This window comes from Luteolibacter sp. Y139 (genome assembly GCF_038066715.1).
GTDB classification, from domain to species: Bacteria; Verrucomicrobiota; Verrucomicrobiia; order Verrucomicrobiales; family Akkermansiaceae; genus Haloferula; species Haloferula soli.
Genome location: NZ_JBBUKT010000016.1, coordinates 21,130 through 35,305, shown reverse-complemented (window position 1 = coordinate 35,305; position 14,176 = coordinate 21,130). Strand labels below are relative to the sequence as shown.

17 protein-coding genes are annotated in these 14,176 nt (G+C 61.6%); 3 read left to right on the top strand and 14 right to left on the bottom strand.

The window, feature by feature from the left end:
• Positions 1-15: 15 nt before the first annotated feature.
• Positions 16-576 (bottom strand): hypothetical protein, encoded by a 561-nt coding sequence (locus WKV53_RS26665; RefSeq protein WP_341407894.1) that lies wholly within the window; start codon positions 574-576, stop codon positions 16-18.
• Between the two features lie 136 nt (positions 577-712).
• Here WKV53_RS26665 and ribD point away from each other — a divergent pair, with 136 nt between their 5' ends.
• Entirely contained in the window at positions 713-1,750 is a 1,038-nt protein-coding gene (gene ribD / locus WKV53_RS26660) for a bifunctional diaminohydroxyphosphoribosylaminopyrimidine deaminase/5-amino-6-(5-phosphoribosylamino)uracil reductase RibD (protein ID WP_341407893.1), read from the top strand.
• A 127-nt stretch (positions 1,751-1,877) separates the two neighbouring features.
• Here ribD and WKV53_RS26655 read toward each other — a convergent pair whose 3' ends face one another.
• On the bottom strand, positions 1,878-2,150 hold the full coding sequence (locus tag WKV53_RS26655; RefSeq protein ID WP_341407892.1) for a hypothetical protein: 273 nt from the start codon (positions 2,148-2,150) through the stop codon (positions 1,878-1,880).
• Between the two features lie 154 nt (positions 2,151-2,304).
• Between WKV53_RS26655 and WKV53_RS26650 the strand changes: the two genes are divergently transcribed.
• Positions 2,305-2,649 carry a hypothetical protein gene (locus WKV53_RS26650; RefSeq protein ID WP_341407891.1) on the top strand — a complete coding sequence of 115 codons (345 nt, stop codon included), beginning with the start codon at positions 2,305-2,307 and terminating at the stop codon, positions 2,647-2,649.
• Positions 2,650-2,738: 89 nt separating this feature from the next.
• On the opposite strand, the gene WKV53_RS26645 is transcribed toward WKV53_RS26650, so the two are convergent.
• The 3 genes from WKV53_RS26645 to WKV53_RS26635 form a co-directional block, all read right to left on the bottom strand.
• Positions 2,739-3,575 (bottom strand): PEP-CTERM sorting domain-containing protein, encoded by an 837-nt coding sequence (locus tag WKV53_RS26645; protein ID WP_341407890.1) that lies wholly within the window; start codon positions 3,573-3,575, stop codon positions 2,739-2,741.
• A 104-nt stretch (positions 3,576-3,679) separates the two neighbouring features.
• Positions 3,680-4,612, bottom strand: coding sequence for a LysR family transcriptional regulator (locus WKV53_RS26640; protein WP_341407889.1), 933 nt, complete (start codon positions 4,610-4,612; stop codon positions 3,680-3,682).
• Positions 4,587-5,510: a LysR family transcriptional regulator gene (locus WKV53_RS26635; RefSeq protein ID WP_341407888.1), complete on the bottom strand. Its 924-nt coding sequence runs from the start codon at positions 5,508-5,510 to the stop codon at positions 4,587-4,589. The genes WKV53_RS26640 and WKV53_RS26635 overlap by 26 nt, the downstream gene beginning before the upstream one ends.
• A gap of 232 nt (positions 5,511-5,742) precedes the next feature.
• Between WKV53_RS26635 and WKV53_RS26630 the strand changes: the two genes are divergently transcribed.
• Entirely contained in the window at positions 5,743-6,540 is a 798-nt protein-coding gene (locus tag WKV53_RS26630; RefSeq protein ID WP_341407887.1) for a hypothetical protein, read from the top strand.
• A 133-nt stretch (positions 6,541-6,673) separates the two neighbouring features.
• Here WKV53_RS26630 and atpC read toward each other — a convergent pair whose 3' ends face one another.
• The 9 genes from atpC to atpB form a co-directional block, all read right to left on the bottom strand.
• Positions 6,674-7,087, bottom strand: a complete 414-nt coding sequence (gene atpC, locus WKV53_RS26625; RefSeq protein ID WP_341407886.1) for an ATP synthase F1 subunit epsilon — start codon at positions 7,085-7,087, stop codon at positions 6,674-6,676.
• 90 nt (positions 7,088-7,177) lie between these two features.
• Positions 7,178-8,641 (bottom strand): F0F1 ATP synthase subunit beta, encoded by a 1,464-nt coding sequence (gene atpD, locus WKV53_RS26620; RefSeq protein WP_341407885.1) that lies wholly within the window; start codon positions 8,639-8,641, stop codon positions 7,178-7,180.
• 40 nt (positions 8,642-8,681) lie between these two features.
• Entirely contained in the window at positions 8,682-9,185 is a 504-nt protein-coding gene (locus WKV53_RS26615; protein ID WP_341407884.1) for a hypothetical protein, read from the bottom strand.
• Between the two features lie 31 nt (positions 9,186-9,216).
• Positions 9,217-10,116 carry an ATP synthase F1 subunit gamma gene (atpG, locus tag WKV53_RS26610; RefSeq protein WP_341407883.1) on the bottom strand — a complete coding sequence of 300 codons (900 nt, stop codon included), beginning with the start codon at positions 10,114-10,116 and terminating at the stop codon, positions 9,217-9,219.
• A 50-nt stretch (positions 10,117-10,166) separates the two neighbouring features.
• Positions 10,167-11,708: a F0F1 ATP synthase subunit alpha gene (gene atpA, locus WKV53_RS26605; protein ID WP_341407882.1), complete on the bottom strand. Its 1,542-nt coding sequence runs from the start codon at positions 11,706-11,708 to the stop codon at positions 10,167-10,169.
• Between the two features lie 63 nt (positions 11,709-11,771).
• On the bottom strand, positions 11,772-12,164 hold the full coding sequence (locus WKV53_RS26600) for a F0F1 ATP synthase subunit delta (protein WP_341407881.1): 393 nt from the start codon (positions 12,162-12,164) through the stop codon (positions 11,772-11,774).
• A gap of 29 nt (positions 12,165-12,193) precedes the next feature.
• Positions 12,194-12,736: a F0F1 ATP synthase subunit B family protein gene (locus WKV53_RS26595; protein ID WP_341407880.1), complete on the bottom strand. Its 543-nt coding sequence runs from the start codon at positions 12,734-12,736 to the stop codon at positions 12,194-12,196.
• Between the two features lie 73 nt (positions 12,737-12,809).
• Positions 12,810-13,010: an ATP synthase subunit C-like protein gene (locus WKV53_RS26590; protein WP_341407879.1), complete on the bottom strand. Its 201-nt coding sequence runs from the start codon at positions 13,008-13,010 to the stop codon at positions 12,810-12,812.
• A gap of 71 nt (positions 13,011-13,081) precedes the next feature.
• On the bottom strand, positions 13,082-14,074 hold the full coding sequence (atpB, locus tag WKV53_RS26585; RefSeq protein ID WP_341407878.1) for a F0F1 ATP synthase subunit A: 993 nt from the start codon (positions 14,072-14,074) through the stop codon (positions 13,082-13,084).
• Positions 14,075-14,176: the final 102 nt, after the last annotated feature.

The following is a 14,176-nucleotide window of genomic DNA, read 5'->3' as shown; positions in this document are numbered from 1 at the left end:
GAGAAGAAACCGCGGCTATTCCTTGTCAGCCGGTTTGGCGGGAGCAGCCGCCGGAGCAGGCGCGCCTTCACTGGCCGGCTTCACGATGATGGCGTGCTCTTCATACTTCACCTTCGCGCCAGCCTGGGAAACGAGCATGTCCAGGATGCCGCTGGCGGGCACCCCTTTCACTTGAACCGTCACGATCGTGGAGCCGAGCTTCTTGCTAGGATCCTGAACGACGAAGTTCGGCGAGAACTTCTTCTCGGACTTCTCCTCGACCATGATCGCCAGTGCGGCCAGTGCTTCGGATAGCTCTGCCTTGTCGAAGTTCACCTCGGCGAGGGTGTACTTCGATAGCTCCTTCGCCCGTCCCCGGGCCACGATCATGTCGCGGTTGTTCTTGAGCTCGGTGAGTTGATAGCGGGCGTCGGCATAGGTCGGCCGCAGCTTCAGGGCTCCGCGGAAAGCGGTTTCGGCGGCGACGATGTCGCCATCTTTGACCGCGGCGACGCCGGCTTGATACATCTCCGCCGCCTGGTCGGCGATGGCGGGGATGGAGGATAGCGCAATGAGCGCGACGATGAGTTTTTTCATACGCAGGTTGCAGGTTGGGAACAGATGGCAATCAGACGACTACCACTCATACGTGAAATTGGCCTGTTGTTGGTGCTGCATCAACAGGGATTCCAAGGGCTTGCGCAGATTTCCAGAAAATGCCCTTTCAATGTCCATGCAAGGTGAAGACGTGCCGTGGATGCGGCGGGCGATCGAAGAGGGAAGAAAGGGTGTGGGCCGCACTTCACCCAATCCGCCGGTCGGCGCGGTGGTGGTGAAAGACGGCGTGGAACTCGGTGCGGGATGGCATCACGGAGCTGGTCTGCCCCATGCCGAACGCGAGGCCATGGCCGCCGTGCGAGCTGCCCATGGTGACGAAGCGCTCAAGGGCTCCACCGTGTATGTGACCCTGGAACCCTGCTCGACCCACGGGCGCACGCCGCCCTGCACCGACGGCCTGATCGAAGCCGGGGTGGCACGCGTGGTCTATGCAGCGGAGGATCCGAATCCGGCGCACGCGGGTCGCGCAGACCAACTGTTAGAGAAAAGCGGCATCGCGGTGACGCGCGGCGTGCTGGCGGACGAGGCGGCGGAATTGATCCGCGCTTTCACGAAGGTCCAGCGCACCGGCCTGCCGTGGGTGATCCTGAAAACCGCGATGAGCCTCGACGGTCGCATCACGCGTCCGCCCGGTGAAGGGATGTGGCTCACCGGTGAAGAAGCACGCGCCGAAGTCCAGCGGCTGCGTGCCGAAGTCGATGCCGTGGTGACCTCCGGCGAAACCGTGCGCAAGGACCGCCCGCGACTCGACCTGCGCGATCCGCAGTTGTTGGAAGGGAGGCTCCAGCCATGGCGGCTGGTGCTCACCGCCGATCCGGCGAGCTTGCCGATGGATGCGCCGCTTTTCACCGACGCGCACCGCGAGCGCACGCTGATCGATGATCGCGCCCATCCCGAAGAGTCGCTGCGGAAACTGGCGCATGAACGCGGCGTCTCTGCAGTGCTCGTTGAGTGCGGCGGACGGCTCGCGGCGAGTCTGTTAGAAGCAGGCCTCGTCGATGAATGGGTCGCCTTTCTCGCGCCGATCGCGAGTGGGGGTCCACTGCCAGCAGTGGCGGGCAATGGCTTCCCAGAAGGACTTGTTTTGAAGGATGCCGCGTTCCGGAGATTCGGCCCGGATGTGATGCTGCGCGCGAAGGTGATGCGCGGATGATTTCACGAACGCATCATCAAGCATTCACGCAAGCCGCGACCAATGGCGATGCATGGATGGTGTGTGTGATGAAAAAGCCCGGCCACGGCGTGAGCCATGGCCGGGCCGTCACGGCACGGAAAGTGGATCAGCGGCAGCCGCGGCTACCATAGTCGTGGTAGTACGCAGGCGGCGGGCAAGAAGGGCGAGCGTAGTAGTGGCGACGGGCCGGAATGATGCGCGTGCGGAAGATGGGATGACCGCAGCGATCATAGAAAGCGATGTAGGTCTCCAGCCACGCAGGTCCACCGCACGAACGGTGAAAGCTCACATAGACGCGTCCGCAGCCGCGCGCTTCAGCGGCGGGAGCTGCAAACATGGAAACCAGGGCGACAGCCAAGAGGATGATCGGCTTTTTCATGATGATGAATTTCGTATTCAGCACCTTCGACGACGCGCACCGACAACTATTCAAAGTCGATTTGGCAAATCCGCGAGCGGGTCGAAATTGAAGCCGGAATTCCCATCGCGCGAATCGCGCACTTCGTGAATCCTCTACTCGCACGATCACCACTATGAATGCATTTGAAGAATTTCCTGAACACTCCGCGAATGCCGAGCCCCGGGCAGCGCGCTACACGAGTTTCTCCGAGGCGTTTGATACAGCCCGCCACGATGCCAGCTCCATGGCGCGGGAGGCGGCCCCTAAGCTGAGGGAAGCCCTTGCCGGGGCGGCTCATGACATCGCTTACGGGGCCGCCTTCGGCGCATGCTTCGCTGCTTGCTTCGCGAAGGAGCTGATGCCCACGGGCCTGCGCGATGCGCTGCGCAAGGGAGCAAACGCCGGACGCGATGCGGCGGAGAAAGCTGCCGAACCGGTGGCTCCCGCCTGCGACATGCCGCCACCACTGGCGACCTGATCTGATCAGCCAATCACAAAAAACCGGCGGCACCGGGATTCACCGATGCCGCCGGTAGTGCTGTCACACACTATGTAGCCGGAAATTTTTCAGGCGGTGCGGCGGCGGCGGAAAAGCGCCACGGCACCGAGACCTGCCAAGCCGAGCACGGAAGGCTCCGGCACCACGGCAATGTTGAGATTGGTGACCGAAGCGAACTCGGTGCCCAAATTGAGGACGGTCGCAGGGGCGAGAGCAGAGCCGGTGAAACGAACACCCGCAGGACCTGAAGCCACCGTGGAGCCGGTCTGGAACTGAACGACGGCCCGTCCCGAATACGGAGGTGATCCGACGATCCCGAGGAGCTCCAGACCGATGATGTTCACGAGCTTGCCACCTCCGGCAGCATCTACCGCAGCGCTGTTTCCATCGAGGAGCTCCACGCCGAAAGTCGGAAAGATTCCCAGGGTCGAGTTCAGCAGGCCATTGCTACCATCGACATCGAAGGTGAGCTGGTAGGTCGTGTTCGGCGCCAGCAGGAGTTGGTTTCCCGACTTGTTGAAGGTCGCGGTGGCGGACCAGTCGAGATCCAGGGCACCGCCGATGCCGAGCGCCCCGAGGATGCTGGACTCGTTGTTGCTGATGTTGAATTGGAGTTTGCCATCGTTCAGAGCCACTTGGGCTCCGGTCTCGGCCACGCCGACGACGACCTTCAAGCTCGCGCCGCCATCGGCTTCGGCTTTCCAATAGGTACCCAAGTCACCGGACTTCGAACCGCCAACGGTGAGTCCAATGAGCGAGTCGGGAGGATTCACGGTCACCTCGCTTCCGCCAGGGCCGAACAAATCACTGTAGTTGGATGCGCTATCGACGAGCACTTGGCCGCCGGAGATTCCGGGGGAGCTGGCCAGTGCAAGAAGAAGCAGTGGGAGGCTGCTGCATTTCATGCGAGGACCAGCATGCCGGTTTCCACCGTCGCCCTCAACTCACTGCCGGGACTTTTCCTTTATCAGCTAATAAGCGCTACCGTATGATCCATCGGGACATACATTCAAGCGGCGCGGTGCTGCGTCGCATGAAGCTCGCTGACTTTCATCGCCGTCTGGAGCACCAGCGGCTGGCGCTCGCCGGCGCGAATGAAGATCGAGAAGCTGTAGGCATCCGGCAGGAGGAATTCAAAGGCCTTCATGATTCCCAGTCCGGTCCTCGACAAATTCATCCGCTGATCGGCATCGCCCGGAAACACCATGACGCCCAAGCCGGCGATGCACGCATCCAGAGCGGATGCCTCATCCTCGAAGGAGAGCAGGTCGGGAGGGAGCAAGCCGTAGGTTTCAAGGCACCATTTCTCGAGGAAAGGACGGTATCCCGGGACCAGCGACTCGCCGGGGACCAGAATCGTGGAACGCAGCACCTCAGGAAACTGGAAGCGGACCGGATCGAAGTCGAAGTAGTCCCGATTCCACGCCAAGGTCGAGCCGCGCTGCCGCTCGAGATCGTAGCGCTGGAGTGAGGCTTGGTCCCCCACATGAAGGAAAGTGCCGGTGACCACGATGTCCACGGCATGGTCGCGGAGCGCATCATCCCATGTCTGGCCTGGGCCCGGGCGCACCACTTCAAGCGCTCCAGCTGCCTGACGGCCCTTTTCCAAGGATGAGACGAGGCGATCGCCGACCTCGGAGCGGTCAACCATGACCTTCACCGTCCCGCGCGCCTCGCGCACAAAGTGAGCCATGCGGACGCCGAGCGCCTGATGCTCCTGGAGGACTCGTTTCGCCTGCTCGAGCAAGGTCACGCCCTCGCGGGTCAATTGGAGCCCGTCCTGATGGCGCTGGAACAGGCGGAGCCCGATCACGGACTCCAGCTTCGCCATGCGGAAGGTCACCGCCGGCTGGGAGATCTCCTGCGCGCGTGCAACTTCTGAGAAACAGCCGCAGTCCGCGAGCCGGACGAAGGTCTCAAGACTGGCCAGATCGAAGTCCATCGGGGGGAGTTGGGAGGGGAGATTGCAGGGCACGGTCGACTTGGCCGACCATGGTTTCCAAAAACTCGTAGGGGTGCTGCTTGAGGTAGGAGACGTTCATCGGATAACCCGCCTCCAGGCCCAGGGGCAGGAACATCACCTGTGATAGACGATGGAAGGATACCGGCCGGACGCAGACCATAGCCTCGGCTTCCGCCGACTTCGTGTCTTCCGCCCAACGCATGAAATGATGTTGAGTGCACAACTGCCCTTCTCCACCACCTGACTTCCGGATGTGCCGGAGGGTGTCCAGCGCACGCGGCTTTTCGGTGATCGTGGCGAGTGACCAGCTCAGGTTCGCCAACTCCTCCGGCTGGACCGGCGAGGAATCATGCCGGTCGCGGGAGCAGGCGACATCGAGGGACATCGGCGGCAACTCCCGGGACTCCAAACGGCGTCCTGGCACACCCTCGATCGAAAACAGGAGGTCACAGGAACCGGCTTCCAAGGCTGCCTTGCCATCGGCTGCTCCGACTTCCAGGAAGGAGATGCGGAACCGCGGATCGTGGCGCAGGGTATTGAAGACCCGGCCGAAATGCCCGGTATTGAAGAGATTCCGGTCCGCGCCCAAGCGCAGCACGCGGCCATTCATGTGAATCTTGCGGACGCTGGCCTCGAAGCGGCGGACCTCTTCCAAAAGGGAGGTCATTTCCCGTTCGAGGCGGCGGGCGGCAGTTGTGGGTTCAGTGTCGCCATTGTCTCGCGTCACGAACAGCGGTTCGCCCAGCTGTTCTTCGAGATTCTGCCAGATTCGCCGGACGTTGGAGCGGCTGGTTCGGAGTTCCAGCGAAGCCCGGGAGGTCGAGCCTTCTATCATTAATGCAGAGAAGACACGCAATTGCTCGGGGTCAAAGTGCATGTGGGGTGGGTGAAGTGGGAGGCTCTTCTAATAGATATTTAAATTTCTGAAGTCAATAAAGTCAGTCGATCAATTTATAATCCACTGCAAAGTGAGCTCTATCGCCAAAACGGCGTGCTGCCTCGAATCGAAGAAACGAGAGCTTTTTGAAATTGCTAACAGAAAATTAATTAGGATTGCCAAAATGGCAGGTTTCCCGTAGCAAACCCGGGCTCTCTCCCCTGCTCCCTCCATGAACTTTCGTTTGGTTTCTCCCCTCGCGGTGGCGCTTGCCCTCGTGGCAGCTCGTACAGACGCAGCGACCACTTCTTTCTCCTTCGTCACGGACACGTGGACCAACGGCGCCACGACCCAGACCGGCTACAAGGATGGGGCCACCTCGGGCTCGATGACCAAGGACGGAGTCACGCTGACGTTCACCAGCTCCCTCGTCGGCACGGCCGACCCGGCCACGCGCAACCTCACCTACGTTCCGTCCGCGAACCCGACCGGATTCAACTTCGCCACCCAGGACGACGCGAACAATCTCAACGGCAGCCTGCTCCACTATCAGCGCTACGACTTCACGTTCTCCCAGCCGGTGCTGCTCATCAATCTGGGGATCGATGACATCGACTCCGACAAGACGGACCTTTCGGTGGGCGACGGTTTCCGTGACGCGGTCGCCGCGGAGGCCTTCCAAGGCCAGAACTTCGGCCCGATGGGCAGCGGCTATGACGCGGACTTCAGCAAGAACCTCGGCTCCAGCCTCACCCTCGGAACCATCGCGGCCGGCAGCGGCCAGACGCTGAACTACGTGCTCTCCGGCCCCGCGGGAAATCCGAACAACGCACCCGCCTACCGCGCCTATTTCGACTTCGGCACCCACGCCATCCAGTCCTTCAGCCTCTACGTCTTCTCGGACCGCGACAACGCCCACCGGGTGTCGCTGTTCCAGAGCTTGTTCGAGATCCAGATGGTGCCGGAGCCTTCGTCCGCGCTACTGGGCTTGGCGGCCCTGCCCCTGCTCATGCGCCGGCGGCGGAAGTAAGAAGTAGCGCACCGAGTTTCTGAAAAACCTGAGGAGGCTTCGACTCCCGGTTTCTCGCAATGGAAAAGCCCGCACCGGGAACCGGAGCGGGCTTTGAAGTTTTCGGGATGCGATCCGCTGGGGATCGAATCGATTAGAGCTTCGGACGGCGCTTGAGGCGGAGCTGGGCCATCGACTTGGCGATGACGGCCTGGAGGTGAGCCACCTCTTCGGCGTCGTGGTCGTGGCTGATGCCCTTGAGCTGCTCTTCAGCGCGCTTCATGGCGGCCTCGACCTTGGACTCGTCGACCTGCTCTTCGCCAAGGGCCATGTCGGTGAGGACATTGACCTTGTGCTCGGTGACTTCCGCGAAGCCGGTGCCGATCGCAAGGATGACGGTCTTGCCGTCCTTGTCATAGCGGAGTTCACCGGGGTGCAGCGCCGTCACGAGCGCGGCGTGGCCATCGAGGATGCCAAGCTCGCCATCGGCCCCGGGCAGATAGACGTTGCCGACGGTGTCGGAGAAGATCTTCTTCTCCGGGGTGACGATTTCGAGGTGTAGGGCCATGAAAGTTACTAGGTTCTAGTTTTCAGTTTTCAGGTTCAGAATTCCGGCCTTTGCCTGAAAACTGAACACTGAAAACTAGCAAACTCCGGATCAGTCCTTCGCAACGCTGTCGATGCCGGCCTTCATGTAGAAGTTGCCTTCCGGCACGTCGTCCCACTTGCCGTCGAGGATCTCGGCGAAGCCCTTCACGGTTTCTTCGATCGAGCAGAGGGCGCCGGGCACGTTGGTGAAGATTTCGGCCACGTGGAACGGCTGGGTCAGGAAGCGCTGGATCTTGCGGGCGCGGAAGACAGTCATCTTGTCATCGTCCGAAAGCTCGTCCATGCCGAGAATCGCGATGATGTCCTGGAGGTCCTTGTAGCGCTGGAGCACCTGCTGGACGCCACGGGCGACGCGGTAGTGCTCGGCACCCACGACTTCCGGCGCGAGCGCCTTCGAGGTGGAAGCGAGCGGGTCCACGGCCGGGAAGAGTGCCTGCTCAGCGAGCGAGCGCTCAAGCACCACCGTCGCGTCAAGGTGAGCGAAGGTATTGGCGGGAGCGGGGTCGGTAAGGTCGTCCGCCGGCACGTACACGGCCTGGATCGAGGTGATCGAGCCCTTGTTGGTGGAGGTGATGCGCTCCTGGAGACCGGCCATTTCCTCGGAGAGGGTCGGCTGGTAACCCACCGCGGACGGGGTGCGGCCCAGAAGAGCGGACACCTCGGAACCGGCTTGAGAGAAGCGGAAGATGTTATCGACGAAGAGAAGCACGTCCTGGTTGTCCTGGTCGCGGAAGTGCTCGGCCATGGTCAGGGCGGAGAGCGCGACGCGGAGACGGGCGCCCGGAGGCTCATTCATCTGGCCGTAGCAAAGCGCCACCTTGGAACCTTCGGCGAGCTTCGGAGTGCCATCGGCATTGAGAGCGATGTGACCCTTGTCGTCCTTCTCGGTGGCGATAACGCCGGACTCGATCATTTCCCAGTAGAGGTCATTGCCCTCACGGGTGCGCTCACCCACGCCGGCGAAGACGGAGAAACCACCGTGCGCCTTGGCGATGTTGTTGATGAGCTCCATGATGACGACGGTCTTGCCGACGCCTGCACCACCGAACATGCCGCCCTTGCCGCCCTTGAGCAGCGGGCAGATGAGGTCGATGACCTTGATACCGGTGGGAAGGATTTCCGTGGTGGCCGACTGCTCGACGAGCAGCGGGGCAGCGCGGTGAATCGGCGAGCGGAAATTCGCATCTGGAAGCGGAACGTTTTCGTCCACCAGATCGCCGGTCACGTTGAAGATACGACCGAGCACCTGCTTGCCGACCGGCACGGCGATGGGCTTGCCAGTATCGGAGAGGAGCATGCCACGCTTGAGGCCGTCGGAAGCGGACATCGCGACCGCGCGGACCCAGCCGTCGCCGAGGTGCTGCTGCACTTCGAGCACGAGCTTGGTATTCACGCCGTTCAAGTCATAGGTGACTTCGAGGGCGTTGTAGATCCCCGGCAGCGCAGTGGCTTTCGAGAAGTCGGCGTCAACGACGGCGCCGATGACCTGGACGATGGTTCCTTGATTGCTCATCGCAAGAGTGGGCTGGTGTTCGGTTTGAGAGGGACAGGTCTTAGAGGCGGACGAGGCTGGCGCGCTGCTCAGGCGTCAGAGTTTCAATGCTCGCAAGCTTGAGCGAGCGTGAGTCAGTGGATGCAAGAGTAGATCCGGAGCCGGTTTCGAGGTGGATCGTGCCGGGCAGGCGATACATTGCACCGGTGAGAGGATCGACGATGATCAAGCCGACCAGTCCACCGAAAATGATATTGCCGGCATACCAGCCGTTCAAGCTGGCGGTCACCGTCTGGCTGCTGATCACCTTGCCGGCGCGCTTCACTTCGATCGTGTATTTGGCCGGAACGAAGTATCCACCGCGTGCAGAGAGATTCACCACTTGTGGAGTCGTGCCGCTGTGGATGGTCTCGCCGTTCTTGTTGATGATCGAGAAGTTCAATCCCGAGGGATTGGACTGAATCGAAACATCACGGCTCGCTCGGCTGACGATGGACGCGCAGCTCGAAAGGAGCAGGGCCGCGGCAGAAGCGGTAGCGATGGCAATCTTGGAGAAATTCGACATCAGGTCGGGAATCAATCGGGGAAGAATCGGATCACTGCATCGCCCTCATGGCGGTGGTGATTTCAAGCAGCTCGGCGGTGATCGCCGCCTGGCGCAGCTTGTTGTATTCGAGCGTGAGCTCCTTGATGAACTTCTTCGCGTTGTCGGTGGCGCCCTTCATGGCGACCATTCGCGCGGAGTGCTCGGAGGCACGGCTCTCGACCAGCATCTGATAGACCTGGAAGTTGATATAGAGCGGAAGCAGGGTATCGAGGACGTCCTTGCCGCTGGGCTCGAAGAGGTAGTCCTTGGAAAGCGCGGCGGCGTGGTTGGTCTCGCTGACCTTCACGTCCTTGCCCATGCCTTCGTAGTCCTGCTTCTCGCCGAGGTCGGCGGTCGAGATCGGCAGGAGCTGCACGATGGTCGGCTCCTGGCGCATCACGGTGACGTAGTTCGAGAAGGCGACGCTGACCTTGCTGTAGCCGCCCTCGAGGAAGGCCTTGGTCAGGAACTTCGCGATCGGACGGGCTTCAGCGAAGGGCACCGGGTCCTTCACTTCGAAGTCAGCCACCATGTTGCGGCCGGACTTGGCGAGCTGGTTGCGCAGCTTGCGGCCCACGGTGACGATGTCGGCGTCCTTCGAGACCTCGGCGCGGATCTTCTTGCCGAGGTTGGTATTGAGACCGCCGCAAAGGCCCTTGTCGGTGGAGATGACCAGAACCAGCTCCTTGCCGCCTTCCTTCGCCTGGAGCAGCGGGTGAGCTTCCTCACCCACGTTTTCCTTCAGATTCACCAGCACCTGGTTCAGCAGGTCCGCGTAGTCGCGGCCGGCCAATGCCTGGTCCTGCGCCTTCTTCATCTTGGCTGCGGCAACAAGCTGCATCGCCCGCGTGATCTGGGCGGTGTTCTTGACCGACTTGATGCGCCGGCGGATGTCGCGAAGATTAGCCATGAGAAGTTAGAAGCGAGAGACGGGAAACCAGAGAAGAAGAGAAACGCGGATTACTTCCAGGAAGCCTTGAAGTCGTTGAGCGCCGTCTTCACGGCTTCGACAGCAGCGGCGTCCTTCTTGAGGTCCGGCTTTTCGTTGCGGATCTTGTCGAGAAGCTCGGTCTTGCGGGTCTCGAAATATTCACCCATCGCGGCCTGGCAGCGCTTGATGTCGGTGACCTTCACGTCATCGAAGTAGCCATTCTGCATCGCGAACAGGAACACCGACTCCATTTCCATGGAGAGCGGCGAGTACTGGTTCTGCTTGAAGAGTTCCACGATGCGCTGGCCACGCTCGAGCTTCTTCTTGGTGGAGGCGTCGAGGTCCGAACCGAACTGGGCGAAGGCCTGGAGTTCGCGGAACTGGGCGAGGTCGAGCTTGGTGGTGCCAGCGACGGACTTGATGGTCTTGGTCTGGGCGGCCGAACCCACGCGGGACACCGAGAGACCCACCGAGATGGCGGGGCGGATGCCCTGGTAGAAGAGGTCGGTTTCGAGGTAGATCTGGCCGTCGGTGATCGAGATCACGTTGGTCGGAATGTAGGCGGACACGTCACCGGCCTGCGTCTCGATGATCGGCAGCGCGGTAAGCGAGCCACCACCCGCAGCCTCGGAGAGACGAGCGGAGCGCTCGAGCAACCGGCTGTGGAGGTAGAAGACGTCACCCGGATACGCTTCGCGGCCGGAGGGGCGCTTCAGGATCAGCGCGACCTGGCGGTAGGCCACGGCGTGCTTGGAAAGGTCATCGAACACGATCAGGCAATCCTGACCCTGATCCATCATGTATTCGGCGATCGCGCAGCCGGCGTAGGGAGCCAGGAACTGCATGGCCGCGGCGTCCGAAGCGGAGGCGGAAACGATGGTGGTGTATTCCATCGCGCCCGAGTCCTCGAGCGTCTTCTGGATACGGGCCACGTTCGAGAGCTTCTGGCCGATGGCGACGTAGATGCAATAAAGCGGCTTGTGGTTCTGCAGCTTGCCCTGCTCTGCCGCCTTGTTCTGCTTGGCCTGGGAAATGATGGTGTCGACGGCGATCGTGGTCTTGCCGGTCGCACGGTCACCGATGATGAGCTCGCGCTGGCCGCGGCCAACCGGGATCATCGCGTCAATCGACATGATACCGGTCTGCACCGGAACGGACACCGACTTGCGCTTGATGATGCCGGGAGCGATTTTCTCCATCGGATATTGAGCGGCAGCTTCGATCGGGCCCTTGCCGTCGATCGGATTGCCGAGCGCATCCACCACGCGGCCGAAGACCTTGCGGCCGACTGGCACGGAGAGCAGCTTGCCAGTGGTGGAGCATTCCATGCCGGCGACGACCTTGTCGTAGTTGCCGAGGAGCACGACGCCGACTTCACCTTCTTCAAGGTTCATCGCCAGACCGGTCACGCCGCCCGGGAACGAGATCATCTCGTTGAGCGCCACGTCGGAAAGACCTTCCACTTTCGCCACGCCGTCACCGACTTCGCGGACGACACCGACATTCGACTTCTGGACGGAGGCCGTGACGTTGGCGATCTCCTTTTCAAGTTCCTGGAGGATGCTGCTCATGGGACGAGTTTGCTAGTTTTCAGAGTTTCAGTGCGTGTTCAGCAATGGCGGAGATGCCGTGGATCAGAATGCTTCGGCGAGGCGGTCGAGACGGCCCTTCACGGAGCCGTCGAAAACGTCGTTGCCGACGCGGACCTTGAGTCCCCCGAGGAGTTCGGGAGTGACGCGGTATTCGAAAGTGAGGTCGTTGCCGTACTTCGCCATGAGGCCGGAGACGACGCGCTGCTGCTCGCCCAAATCAAGCGGAGCGGCGCTTTCCACGACGACGTGGCGGCGCTCGAGCTCAAGGCGGACGAGGCGCTTGAGGGCGGACAGGATGCCGCGGTAATCGCGCGGCTTTTGCTCCACGATCGTCTTGATCGCGGAGGAGAACCTGGCTTCGTCAAGACGTCCACCGGTCTGGCAGAACCGGAAGATGCGGCGCGCTTCGGCGTTGGCGACCTTGGTGATTTTCATGACGAGGCGTTAGAGAAGGGAGATCCGGATCAGGCTTCGACCGAAGCGAGCGCTTCCTGATTGATGCGGCTCTGGTCGTCGGAGGTGAGGACCTTGCCGGTGACCTGCGCGGTGGTGGCGGTGACGAGGCGGCCGAACTCCTGCTTGAGCTCTGCCTTGATCGCGGCGCGCTCGGCGAGGGCTGCGGCTTCGGCCTTGGCGAGAATCTGCTGGGCGGTAGCGATGGCTTCCTGTGCCTTCTGCTCGGAAAGGGCGGCGGCGCTGGTCTTGGCCTCGTTGATCAGACGAGCGGCGTCTTCGTTGGCCTTGGCAATCGCGGCGGCGGTGTTGCGCTCGGAGTCGGCAAGCTGCTGCTCGATTTGCTTGAGCTTCGCTTCGCCCTCGGCGATGCGGCCGCGGCGCTCTTCCAGCATCTTCTGGATGGGGCCGAAGGCGAACTTCTTCAGCACGAAGATCACCAGGAAGAAATTGATCACCTGCGCGATGAAGAACGGCGCGCTGAGGCCGAAAGTCTTCTGGATGGTTTCAAGAGGACCCGCTTGTTCGGTAGCGGCGAGGATGATCGTCATCATGGCAGGTGGGAAATCGGAAATTGGAGAAGGAGTGCCGCGCGCACCGTTTCGGATGCGCGCGGCAAAAACGGAATCAGATTCCGCTGACAGCGAAGGCGGTCAGAATGAAGATACCTTCGACAAGCGCGGCCAGAATGATCGAGATCACGAGGATCGGGGTGGCTGCGCCGGGGTTGCGGCCGGTAGCTTCCGCGGCCTTGGAGCCGAGGATGCCGATGCCGAGGCCACCGCCGAGGGCGGCGAAGGCGACTGCGAATGCTTTGCTGAATACCATTGTCTTGTAGCGTTTGGTTGTGGTTTCCGGCGGCTCCCACGGTCATTGCCATGGTCAAGCTGTCGAAATTCTTAGTGGTGCCCTTCTTCGGCGTGGTCGTGATCGCCGTGGTCGCAGATGAGCTTGAGGAAAATTGCGCAGAGCAGGGTGAAGACGAGCGCCTGGACGAAGCCGACGAGGAGCTCCATGAAGCAGAATGGCAGCGCCGGCAGGAATGCCAGCTTCTCGGGCACGAGCCCCATCAGGGCTTCCAAGGTCTGCTCACCGCCGTAGATGTTACCCAGAAGACGGAAGGTGAGGGCGACCGGGCGGATCATGATGGAGATCACTTCCAGCACGCCGACGAAGAGGAAGATCGGGATCATCATCGCCGCCATCACGCCGGTGAAGGTGCCCTTCGGGGCGAAGATGTGGGCGATGAAGCCCTTGATGCCGTTTTCGGTGATCGCCCAGTAGAACCAGAGGATCGCGAAGGTGAAGGCCATCGCGGCAGTCATGTTGATGTCAGCATTGGCGCCGCGCAGGAGAGGGGCGACCATGTGACCATGGGCATCCTTCCATCCGACGGTGCCGACGCCCGGGATGAGACCCATGTAGTTGTTCACCAAGATGAAGAAGAAGATCGTGCCGAAGAACCAGAAGGTCCGCGTGGCGAGATGCTTGCCCATCAGGCTGGAAAGGAAGTCATAGAGCGACTCGACCGCCCACTCGGCGAAGTTCTGAACGCCCTGCGGGACCAGGCTCATCTTCTTGGTGGCGATGCGCGCGAAGAGGACAATCACGCCGACCGCGAGCCAGACCATGATCATCGAGTTGTTGATCGGGAGCGAGTCGCTGAGGCGGGGAGCATCCAGCGGAAGAGCGTGGTGGCCGCCTTCGGCGTGATGCTCGGCAGCAGCCGCACCATGCTCGTCAGCACCAGCTGCCTCGCCGTGGGCGGGGGTGGCGTGAGCATCATGCTCGACCGCCGCGACAGGAGCCTCATGGCCCTCTTCAGCGGCGCGCACAGGCGTCGCAGCGCACAGCAACGCGAAGAAGATCGGGAAAATGGAACGACGGATCATGCCGGAAGGCGTTTTGGCGGAAACGCGCCGGGGCTGTAACAAAGGGTTTTGTAACGGCGCAAGAGCTATTTGTGAAAAATTTCACAAGCTCTCTGAAACGCT

Excerpts from the sequence above, each read along its gene's own strand:
- WKV53_RS26665 (WP_341407894.1), bottom strand. The coding sequence starts at position 576 with ATGAAAAAACTCATCGTCGCGCTCATTGCGCTATCCTCCATCCCCGCC.
- ribD (WP_341407893.1), top strand. The coding sequence starts at position 713 with ATGCAAGGTGAAGACGTGCCGTGGATGCGGCGGGCGATCGAAGAGGGA.
- WKV53_RS26655 (WP_341407892.1), bottom strand. The coding sequence starts at position 2,150 with ATGAAAAAGCCGATCATCCTCTTGGCTGTCGCCCTGGTTTCCATGTTT.
- WKV53_RS26650 (WP_341407891.1), top strand. The coding sequence starts at position 2,305 with ATGAATGCATTTGAAGAATTTCCTGAACACTCCGCGAATGCCGAGCCC.
- WKV53_RS26645 (WP_341407890.1), bottom strand. The coding sequence starts at position 3,575 with ATGAAATGCAGCAGCCTCCCACTGCTTCTTCTTGCACTGGCCAGCTCC.
- WKV53_RS26640 (WP_341407889.1), bottom strand. The coding sequence starts at position 4,612 with ATGGACTTCGATCTGGCCAGTCTTGAGACCTTCGTCCGGCTCGCGGAC.
- WKV53_RS26635 (WP_341407888.1), bottom strand. The coding sequence starts at position 5,510 with ATGCACTTTGACCCCGAGCAATTGCGTGTCTTCTCTGCATTAATGATA.
- WKV53_RS26630 (WP_341407887.1), top strand. The coding sequence starts at position 5,743 with ATGAACTTTCGTTTGGTTTCTCCCCTCGCGGTGGCGCTTGCCCTCGTG.
- atpC (WP_341407886.1), bottom strand. The coding sequence starts at position 7,087 with ATGGCCCTACACCTCGAAATCGTCACCCCGGAGAAGAAGATCTTCTCC.
- atpD (WP_341407885.1), bottom strand. The coding sequence starts at position 8,641 with ATGAGCAATCAAGGAACCATCGTCCAGGTCATCGGCGCCGTCGTTGAC.
- WKV53_RS26615 (WP_341407884.1), bottom strand. The coding sequence starts at position 9,185 with ATGTCGAATTTCTCCAAGATTGCCATCGCTACCGCTTCTGCCGCGGCC.
- atpG (WP_341407883.1), bottom strand. The coding sequence starts at position 10,116 with ATGGCTAATCTTCGCGACATCCGCCGGCGCATCAAGTCGGTCAAGAAC.
- atpA (WP_341407882.1), bottom strand. The coding sequence starts at position 11,708 with ATGAGCAGCATCCTCCAGGAACTTGAAAAGGAGATCGCCAACGTCACG.
- WKV53_RS26600 (WP_341407881.1), bottom strand. The coding sequence starts at position 12,164 with ATGAAAATCACCAAGGTCGCCAACGCCGAAGCGCGCCGCATCTTCCGG.
- WKV53_RS26595 (WP_341407880.1), bottom strand. The coding sequence starts at position 12,736 with ATGATGACGATCATCCTCGCCGCTACCGAACAAGCGGGTCCTCTTGAA.
- WKV53_RS26590 (WP_341407879.1), bottom strand. The coding sequence starts at position 13,010 with ATGGTATTCAGCAAAGCATTCGCAGTCGCCTTCGCCGCCCTCGGCGGT.
- atpB (WP_341407878.1), bottom strand. The coding sequence starts at position 14,074 with ATGATCCGTCGTTCCATTTTCCCGATCTTCTTCGCGTTGCTGTGCGCT.